Raw genomic sequence first — 5,497 nt, forward strand, 5'->3', positions numbered from 1 at the left:
AAAATTCAGAAAATAGAGGAATAAAATAAAAAGGGATTCAGTGAAGTACTGAATCCCTTTTTTTATTAATTGAAGAATATGAATTCTTATTTTTTAACTACTTTTTGAGTAGCTGTTTTCCCATTAGAAGTTGTTTTAACAATGTAAATTCCTTTTGCTAAAGAAGACACATCAACTGTTTGAACTCCTTTCACTTCAAAAGATTTTACTAATTGTCCGTTCATGTTGTAAACTTCTACAACCGATTTTTCTTTTACATTAAAAGAAGCTGTATTTGTCCATAAAGTATTAGAAACTGCTTTCGTTGAAGTTAAATCATAAACATTCATATTAACATCCCATAATTGGATATTGTCTATATCAAGAGCATAATCAACATCTTTACCTATTTTTAAAGCAAAGAAATCTTTCTCTATATCAGCAATATTTAAATCTGTTTTATCTGATAAATCTAATGTTACTTTAACCCAATTTCCATTTGTATCAATTAAACCACCATATTGATTATTTGCAGAAGAAACAACTTTTAAATCCGAAGTTAAATCTCCTACATTATACGCATAATAACCCGATCCACTCTTATAAACATTCAATGATAATGATTTTCCAGCTGTCCCTTTCACCCAAAACGTAATTTCTTTAGGTTGTGCAGAAACAGTATTTCCTAATCTTGAAGTAAAAACATAATCATTTCCACTAGTATTTGTAGTGATATTTAAAGAATTAGATCCATCTACCCCTTTACCAACTCCTTGAACAGCATAAGATTGTAAACCATATGAATTTACTCCACTTGTAAACTCAGTCCAATCTTCAAAATCAGCTCCTGGTATAGCGTTAACTTGAGCGTAAGATAAGGTAGATAATGCAGCAACTGCTACCAAAGAATAGAATTTTTTCATATTTATTAATTTTAAATTATTTTAACGCAAAGGTACTTAAAAAAAGTAAATTAATCTCAATCTATAATAAATTAACAATTTAGTAATAATAAAAAAAGCAGCTTTATAGCTGCTTTTTAACTTATATTATTATTTTTCGTTTTAAATATGAATTGCATGTCCATAAGCATCTTCAACAGCTTCCATTATAGCTTCTGCCATTGTTGGATGAGCATGAACTGATTTCATAATCTCGTGTGCTGTTGTTTCTAATTTACGTGCAACAACTGCTTCTGCAATCATTTCCGTAACACCATCACCAATCATATGACAACCTAACCATTCTCCATATTTCGCATCAAAAACAACTTTTACAAAACCATCAGCAGCACCATTTGCTACAGCTTTTCCATTAGCTGAGAATGGAAATTTACCAACTTTAACTTCGTAACCTGCCTCAATTGCTTTTGCTTCTGTCAAACCAACAGATGCAATTTCTGGTGAACAATATGTACAACCTGGGATATTTCCGTAATCAATAGGTTCTACTTTTTCACCTGCAATATGCTCCACACATAAAATTCCTTGTGCTGATGCTAAGTGTGCTAAATCTGCTCCTTTTACAACATCACCAATTGCGTAGTATCCTTTCACAGAAGTTTCACAAAAATCGTTAATTACAATTTTACCTCTTTCTGTAGCGATCCCTACTTCTTCTAACCCAATATTTTCTGTATTTGGAACAACACCAGCTGCAGATAAAACAACTTCTGCTTCAAGAACTTCTTCTCCTTTTGATGTTTTAACAGTCGCTTTTACTAAATCGCCAGATGTATCCACACCTGTAACTTCTGCATTGGTTAAAATTTTAATTCCAGATTTTTTCAAAGACAATTGCAATTGTTTTGAAATATCTTCGTCTTCAACAGGAACAATTCTTGGCAAATATTCTACAATTGTTACCTCTGTTCCTAATGTATTGTAGAAATGAGCAAACTCAACGCCAATAGCACCAGAACCTACTACAATCATAGATTTTGGTTGTTTCTCCATTGCTAAAGCACCGCGGTAACCAATAACTTTTTTACCATCTTGTGGCAAAGCAGGTAATTCACGAGAACGTGCTCCAGTTGCAATAATTATATTTTCTGAAGATAATTCACTAACAGATCCATCTGCAGCAGTAACTTTTACTTTTTTACCAGGTAAAACTTTTGCTTCACCTTGAATCACTTCAATTTTGTTCTTTTTCATTAAGAATTGAACTCCTTTACTCATACGATCTGCAACTCCTCTACTACGAGCAACTACATTTCCAAATTCGAATGATATATCTGAAGGCAAGTTAATTCCGAAATCTTCTGCATGGTTCAAGTATTTAAAAACTTGTGCAGATTTTAATAATGCTTTTGTAGGAATACATCCCCAATTAAGGCAAATTCCACCTAATTCCGCTTTTTCTACGATTGCTACTTTTTTACCTAATTGTGCTGCTCTAATTGCTGCTACGTATCCACCAGGACCACTTCCAATAACTATAATGTCGTAACTCATTTTTTCCATAATTTGAATGCTAATTTAAACATTCTGCTTCGAAAAAAAAGGAATTCCAGAAAATAGATTAAAATTTCTTACTTTTGCATGGTGAAAATATTCTTTGAAAATTACGCTGACGACTTACAAGTCGAGACTGAATTACCTTTGGATGGTAGCTTGTCTCAAGCTATCGAGATTTTTCATAACCTACCAGATTATGACGGAAGTTTTATTGGTTTGATTAATCGAGATGGGAATACTGTTCAAATTTCGAAATATGATCGATTTCTATTTTTAGTAGAAATACCTGTCTATCATGAACAGGCTTCATATTCTACATTGTTTACCTATTTTCAAGTAATGCAATTATTACACGATTTGTACAAAGGATTTGATCCTTACAACATAAAAGGACTAAAATTTGAACAGTATTTAAGTGAAAAAGCAACGAAATAATCGTTGCTTTTTTTAGCTTAATCAGATTCATTAATTCGCTAAATCAGAATATTTTTTTCGAGATACATTTATACGAATTAATGCATAGATTAAAGAAATTACGGCTAAGGTATAGGTAACTTGTATTAACAAATCTGCTATATCTACTTTTAACTTTTTTAAATATCCAGCTATGAACACTAAAATAAAGCTAATTACACAAACAAAAATCGGATGTTTAACATAAAAATTTCTCATATTTAACCAAAATTTAACTTTTATAAAAATATATATTTTTATAAAAGTTCCAATTATTATCAAATAAATATTCTTAAACATTTGTTTTCGCTTGTGAACTTATTCAATGACTTATATACTGCTGAAGAGAATTTATTGCCACAAGATGGTACAGTAAATTATTTTGGTCAAATTATGACTGATGAACAAGCGGATCTTTATTACAACAAATTACTTCATGAAATTGAATGGAAAAATGACCAAGCAATTATTTACGGAAAACTGATTGAAACAAAACGTAAAATAGCATGGTATGGTGACTTTCCTTTTACTTACACCTATTCTAAAATCACTAAAATTGCATTACCTTGGATTACTACTTTACTCGAGTTAAAGAAATTGGTTGAACATAAAACTGGTGAAACTTATAATTCGTGTTTAGTCAATTTGTATCACGATGGATCTGAGGGAATGGCTTGGCACAGTGATGACGAAAAACAATTGAAACAGTATGCCGCTATTGCGTCTTTAAGTTTTGGTGCAGAAAGAAAATTTGCTTTCAAACATAAAGCAACCAAAAAAGTAATTGCTCTACAGCTTGTAAGTGGAAGTTTATTAATTATGAAAGATGAAACGCAAGATTATTGGTTACATCGCTTACCGCCTACAAAAAAAGTACATACTCCTCGAATTAATTTAACGTTTAGAACGATTGATTAATCGCAATAATTAGTTCATTTTCGCTATTTTAGAATGATAAAACACTACACTTAGTTGATTAAATTTATTTAAAAACGAATCATTAAAATTGTTCAAACTTATAGATTCTAAATCAATTTTTGTTTTTAGCGTAGGTAGAGTGATTACTTTACTTGAAACAGAGTCTACACTATTCCATTTTGCTACAAGTTCTTTTGTCGAAACCAAGAAAAATGTTTCACCATTTTCTTTTGTCAAATCAGCACAAACAACCGTACGCTTTATTGCTGCCAATTCTATTCTTCTTGACTGACGATTATAACGGAAATAAGACACAAAAGTCGCATTCCCAATCGTATTTGTCATTTTAAACCCTTTTTTTGTTTCTTCAATTCTCGCATTTGGGTCCAATTCAACAAACGTTAAACTGCATTGTTTCTCATAATCAGAACTAGATAAAATAAATTCTATTCGTTTCGTTTCGAAATTAATGGATACTTTATCAAACTTTCCATCACCGTCAAAATCTTTCACAACAAAGCCTTTTGCAAAAATCATCAGATTCGTGCTAAAAAACAATGCTATAAAAAATAATAACCTCATCAAACTAAACCGTTTTATTTTACCTAAAGATACCACAAAAAAAGCTCCAAAAAGGAGCTTTAACTATTTTATAACAGGATTTATATCAAGTATATTTTCTGTTCGATATTTTTCAATAAAATCATCTGTAAAATTCTCGCTTCCTAACAATTTATTTTCTTGTAAAATCTTCTTGATATCAAGTTTTTTATACGCTTGTAACATGGGTTTTGAAATAGATTTATACGTAAAATGCCAAGGTTCATACTTAAAACCTTTTCGTGATGCTTCATTTGTATAGACCAAATAAAAACCATATTTAGAAGCATTTTCATCCAACCAAAGTTTAAATTTTCGCATTGATCCTCCTTCGTTAAAATGCTTTTCATTCAATGGATCAGCGGGAATTCCACGTGTTCCATCAATTATATCCAAATCAGTTCCCCAATGGTGACGAGATGTCCCAGGAATAGTTGAATACTCGATGATTTTTTCGATATTTTGTTTTGCTCCAATTTTTTTGGCTTGATTGGCTCTATATTTTCGTTCCCAAATGCCATTTTGGTACGTATAATTTCTGTAACTCGAAATCACGTGTATTTTAAAGCCAGCTTTCAAGGCATCAGCCTTCATCAATTCAAACTGCTCTGCAACTTCTGGCAACAGTTTATATCCTTTTCCAACCATCGTTGGATTCCCTTTTCCAATTAAATCAGCTGTTGTAAAAGTTGGAGTTATCGTATCATTTTCTATGGAATTTTGTTCGTTGTTTCCAAACGCACAGCCTGCATTCAACAAGAATACAAGTAAAATTAAATAAGAGAATTTTAAAATATTAAATTGAGACATTATGATCGGTATTGGTTTTTGGTTTATTTTTATCAAAATTATAAAATAAAAGTGGAGATTATTATAATAATTGTATTGATTTTATTGAACGGAATTTTTTCAATGTCAGAAATGGCTCTTGTTTCATCAAGAAAATTTAAGTTAGAAAATCAAATGAAGAAAGGAAGTTCTGGTGCAAAAACTGCTTTGGAATTGGCTGAAAATCCAAACAAATTTCTTTCGACTGTACAAATCGGAATTACCTTAATCGGAATATTATTAGGGGTTTTTTCTGGTGA

General features: G+C 31.1%; 8 protein-coding genes. 3 read left to right on the plus strand and 5 right to left on the minus strand.

Going from position 1 to position 5,497, the window contains the following annotated elements; translation table 11 throughout:
* Nucleotides 1–86 precede the first annotated feature (86 nt).
* Nucleotides 87–902: a T9SS type A sorting domain-containing protein gene (locus tag Q0616_RS01095; protein WP_298774274.1), complete on the minus strand. Its 816-nt coding sequence runs from the start codon at nucleotides 900–902 to the stop codon at nucleotides 87–89.
* A gap of 141 nt (nucleotides 903–1,043) precedes the next feature.
* Complete coding sequence (gene lpdA / locus Q0616_RS01100) at nucleotides 1,044–2,435, minus strand: dihydrolipoyl dehydrogenase (protein ID WP_260544514.1); 1,392 nt, start codon at nucleotides 2,433–2,435, stop codon at nucleotides 1,044–1,046.
* An 87-nt stretch (nucleotides 2,436–2,522) separates the two neighbouring features.
* Here lpdA and Q0616_RS01105 point away from each other — a divergent pair, with 87 nt between their 5' ends.
* A complete protein-coding gene (locus Q0616_RS01105; RefSeq protein WP_298774283.1) occupies nucleotides 2,523–2,873 on the plus strand; it encodes a hypothetical protein in 351 nt (116 codons plus the stop codon).
* 30 nt (nucleotides 2,874–2,903) lie between these two features.
* Here the strand turns inward: Q0616_RS01105 and Q0616_RS01110 are convergent, their stop codons facing one another.
* A complete protein-coding gene (locus tag Q0616_RS01110) occupies nucleotides 2,904–3,110 on the minus strand; it encodes a hypothetical protein (protein ID WP_188319909.1) in 207 nt (68 codons plus the stop codon).
* 93 nt (nucleotides 3,111–3,203) lie between these two features.
* Between Q0616_RS01110 and Q0616_RS01115 the strand changes: the two genes are divergently transcribed.
* Nucleotides 3,204–3,809, plus strand: a complete 606-nt coding sequence (locus Q0616_RS01115; protein ID WP_188319908.1) for an alpha-ketoglutarate-dependent dioxygenase AlkB — start codon at nucleotides 3,204–3,206, stop codon at nucleotides 3,807–3,809.
* A 9-nt stretch (nucleotides 3,810–3,818) separates the two neighbouring features.
* Here Q0616_RS01115 and Q0616_RS01120 read toward each other — a convergent pair whose 3' ends face one another.
* Together Q0616_RS01120 and Q0616_RS01125 are read right to left on the minus strand one after the other, a co-directional pair.
* On the minus strand, nucleotides 3,819–4,346 hold the full coding sequence (locus Q0616_RS01120; RefSeq protein ID WP_298774292.1) for a hypothetical protein: 528 nt from the start codon (nucleotides 4,344–4,346) through the stop codon (nucleotides 3,819–3,821).
* Nucleotides 4,347–4,454: 108 nt separating this feature from the next.
* Nucleotides 4,455–5,219: a M15 family metallopeptidase gene (locus tag Q0616_RS01125; protein ID WP_298774294.1), complete on the minus strand. Its 765-nt coding sequence runs from the start codon at nucleotides 5,217–5,219 to the stop codon at nucleotides 4,455–4,457.
* Nucleotides 5,220–5,270: 51 nt separating this feature from the next.
* On the opposite strand from Q0616_RS01125, the gene Q0616_RS01130 reads away from it, so the two are divergent.
* Nucleotides 5,271–5,497: CNNM domain-containing protein (locus Q0616_RS01130; RefSeq protein ID WP_366940221.1), on the plus strand; the 227-nt coding region annotated here is incomplete at its 3' end.

It is taken from the genome of uncultured Empedobacter sp. (genome assembly GCF_937930195.1).
In the GTDB taxonomy this organism is placed as follows: Bacteria; Bacteroidota; Bacteroidia; order Flavobacteriales; family Weeksellaceae; genus Empedobacter; species Empedobacter stercoris.

What these genes read in the sequence shown, in the direction of transcription:
- Q0616_RS01125 (WP_298774294.1), bottom strand. Translation starts at nt 5,219, where the DNA reads ATGTCTCAATTTAATATTTTAAAATTCTCTTATTTAATTTTACTTGTA.
- Q0616_RS01110 (WP_188319909.1), bottom strand. Translation starts at nt 3,110, where the DNA reads ATGAGAAATTTTTATGTTAAACATCCGATTTTTGTTTGTGTAATTAGC.
- Q0616_RS01120 (WP_298774292.1), bottom strand. Translation starts at nt 4,346, where the DNA reads ATGATTTTTGCAAAAGGCTTTGTTGTGAAAGATTTTGACGGTGATGGA.
- Q0616_RS01105 (WP_298774283.1), top strand. Translation starts at nt 2,523, where the DNA reads ATGGTGAAAATATTCTTTGAAAATTACGCTGACGACTTACAAGTCGAG.
- lpdA (WP_260544514.1), bottom strand. Translation starts at nt 2,435, where the DNA reads ATGAGTTACGACATTATAGTTATTGGAAGTGGTCCTGGTGGATACGTA.
- Q0616_RS01095 (WP_298774274.1), bottom strand. Translation starts at nt 902, where the DNA reads ATGAAAAAATTCTATTCTTTGGTAGCAGTTGCTGCATTATCTACCTTA.